This is a genomic window from Bradyrhizobium sp. SHOUNA76, assembly GCF_023006445.1.
Lineage (GTDB): Bacteria > Pseudomonadota > Alphaproteobacteria > Rhizobiales > Xanthobacteraceae > Bradyrhizobium.
Map to the genome: position 1 here is coordinate 1 of NZ_JALBHA010000637.1, position 3045 is coordinate 3045.

At 64.3% G+C, this 3045-nt stretch carries 3 protein-coding genes; 1 reads left to right on the top strand and 2 read right to left on the bottom strand.

Going from position 1 to position 3045, the window contains the following annotated elements:
• Positions 1-210: 210 nt before the first annotated feature.
• Entirely contained in the window at positions 211-621 is a 411-nt protein-coding gene (locus MOV74_RS34845) for a (deoxy)nucleoside triphosphate pyrophosphohydrolase (RefSeq protein WP_246931580.1), read from the bottom strand.
• A 141-nt stretch (positions 622-762) separates the two neighbouring features.
• Between MOV74_RS34845 and MOV74_RS34850 the strand changes: the two genes are divergently transcribed.
• The gene (locus tag MOV74_RS34850; protein WP_246931582.1) at positions 763-2115 is read left to right on the top strand and encodes a TadE/TadG family type IV pilus assembly protein; all 1353 of its coding nucleotides are present in this window, start codon (positions 763-765) and stop codon (positions 2113-2115) included.
• A gap of 99 nt (positions 2116-2214) precedes the next feature.
• On the opposite strand, the gene argJ is transcribed toward MOV74_RS34850, so the two are convergent.
• Positions 2215-3045: bifunctional glutamate N-acetyltransferase/amino-acid acetyltransferase ArgJ (gene argJ / locus MOV74_RS34855; protein WP_246931593.1), on the bottom strand; the 831-nt coding region annotated here is incomplete at its 5' end.

A 3045-nucleotide genomic window follows, 5' to 3' on the forward strand; every position in this document is an offset into this window, starting at 1 on the left:
AAGCCCGGCTCGGCCAAAGCGAGCCTGGCCGAGGCGGTGAAGAAGGCCGGCAAAGGGTGACGTGTGTCCCGGACGCGCTGCAGCGTGCAACGCTGCTGCGCAGAGCCGGGACCCAGTCTTGCTGCTGCGTGAGCCCCGGCTTTGCAGCGCACCGCACCGGACGATGCTTCGCATCGCCGGGGGCGCTGCGCTGCGTCCGGGGCACGGCTCTCACATCAACAAATCAATCAAATGCGGAATCAGCGGAATGTCCGCGGGCGGCATCGGATAGTCGCGCAGCTTGTTGGCACGGACCCAGGCGAGGGTCTGGCCCTCGCGCGGCGCAACCTGTCCCTCCCAGCGCCGGCAGATATAGAGCGGCATCAGCAGATGAAAGCTCTCGTAGCCGTAGCTCGCGAAGGTCAGCGGTGCCAGGCACGGCTCGGCGACGGTAATGCCGAGCTCCTCGTGGAGCTCGCGGATCAGGCTCTGCTCCGGCCGCTCGCCGGGCTCACACTTGCCGCCGGGGAATTCCCAGAGGCCGGCCAACGTCTTGCCCTCGGGGCGCTGCGCGATCAGGACGCGCTTGTCGGCGTCGACCAGCGCGCAGGCCACCACCAGTGTCAGTTTGAGATCGGCCATGCGTGAATGTGTCGCTCGCTGAAGATCATCGGTAACAGTTCGTTAACCGGTGACGGCCCGGATACTTACGGCTGCCATAAGTCATATTTAATCAACGGTTCCTAGAGTGGAAACATATTTAATCCATTCCGGGCTCGGTCCATGCGCGCTGCGCTTCCCACCACCATCCGCCGGTTTGTCCGCGACCGGCGCGGCAATATCGCGGTGATTTTCGCACTCGCCTGCGTGCCCCTGATCACGGTGGTCGGTTGCGCGGTCGATTACTCCCGCGCGACGCAGATGCGGGCCAAGCTGCAGGCCGCGGCCGACGCGGCCAGTGTCGGCGCGATCGCCAAGGCTTCGCCGGCCTTTGCGGCTGCGGGCACGATGACGTCGGACGGTGCAATCCCGGTCGGCGTCACCGACGCAAGGAACATCTTCAATGCCAACGTCGCCAACCTGACCGGCTATACGCTCGACAGCGTCACGCCGACCGTGGTCAAGAACGGCTCGACCGTCACCTCGACCGTCGCGTTCAGCGGCAGCATCAACACCATGTTCCTCGGCGTGATCGGCAAGACCGCGCTGACGGCGAGCGGCACGTCGACGGCGACGGCAAGCATGCCGCTCTATGTCGACTTCTACCTGCTGCTGGACAATTCGCCGTCGATGGGCGTGGCGGCCACGCCGGCCGACGTGACCAAGCTGGTCAATGCGACCACCGGCAACAGCTTCAAACCCAACGACCAGTGCGCCTTCGCCTGTCACGACTACAACGACCCCAACAATTACTACAATCTGGCCAAGAGCATTGGCGTGACCACGCGGATCGATGTGCTGCGTAGCGCGACGCAATCGCTGATGGACACTGCTGCCGCGAGCCAGACCTATTCGAACCAGTTCCGCATGGCGATCTACGATTTCGGCGCGGCGTCAAAGACGATCGGCTTGCGTGCGCTTTTCCCGTTGTCCTCGAATCTGTCGAGCGCGAAGACGGCGGCGGGCAACATCGACCTGATGGGCGTCTACGGCAACAACGACAGCTATACCAAGGATCAGGACACGCAGTTCAGCACCATCTTTCCGGCGATCAACAACGAGATTCCCAATCCCGGAAGCGGTAAATCCAACGCTCCCCTGAAGTACCTCTTTTTCGTTTCCGACGGTGTCGCCGACGAAAGCAATACGGGCTGCCTGAAGCCGCTCTCGGGTTCCTCGCGGTGCCAATCGCCGCTCAATGCTTCGCTCTGCAAGGCGATGAAGGATCGGGGCGTCAAGGTCGCCGTGCTGTACACGACCTATCTCGCGCTGCCCACCAACGGCTGGTACATGAAGTGGGTCGATCCGTTCAATGCCGGCCCCTATGGCCCGTCGCCGAACAGCGAGATCGCGCAGAACATGCAGAGCTGCGCTTCGCCAGGACTGTATTTCGAGGTGAGCCCGACCCAGGGCATCTCGGACGCGATGAACGCGCTGTTCAAGAAAGCGGTCGCGGACGCGCGGATTTCGGGGTGAGATGGAGACGTCATTCCGGGGCGATGCGTCAGCATCGAACCCGGACTCTCGAGATTCCGGGTTCTCGCTTCGCGAGCCCCGGAACGGCAGCCTTGGAATTTACGACCTGTAATCCCCGTTGATCGCGACATATTCCTTGGTGAGGTCGCAGGTCATGACGCGGTCGCGGCCCTTGCCGAGGCCGAGCGAGACCTTGATCGCGATCTCCGGCGCCTTCATCGCCTCCGACACCTGGGCTTCGTCATAGTCGGGATCGCGCGCACCGCTCCTGGCGACGCGGATGCCGTTGAAGGAAATCGAGAGCTTGTCGCGATCGGCCGGCTCGCCGGCCTTGCCGACTGCCATCACCACGCGGCCCCAATTGGCGTCCTCGCCGGCGATCGCGGTCTTGACCAGCGGCGAGTTCGCGATCGACATCGCGATCTTGCGTGCCGAGGCCTTGGTCTTGGCGCCCTCGACCGTGATCTCGACCAGCTTGCGCGCGCCTTCGCCGTCGCGGGCCACTTGCTCCGCGAGATTGGCGAGCACCTGGTTGAAGGCCTTGACGAAGCCCTTCAGGCGCGGATCGCTGGCGCGGCTGATTTTGGGTGCGCCGTGCTCGGCGGCAGCGCCGGTGGCGAAGGCCAGCAGCGTGTCGGAGGTCGAGGTGTCGCCATCGATCGTCACGGCGTTGAAGGTATCTTCGACGCCGGCCTTGAGCAGCGCCTGCAAGGCCGCGGGCGCGATCGGTGCGTCGGTGAAGATGAAGGACAGCATCGTCGCCATGTCGGGGGCGATCATGCCGGCGCCCTTGGCCATGCCGTTGATGGTGACCTTGGCCTTGCCGAGCTTGACGGTCGCGGTCGCGACCTTCGGGAAGGTATCGGTGGTCATGATCGCCTTGGCCGCGGCGAGGTAGTCGCCGGGCTCGGCGGCGTCGGCCAGGCGGCC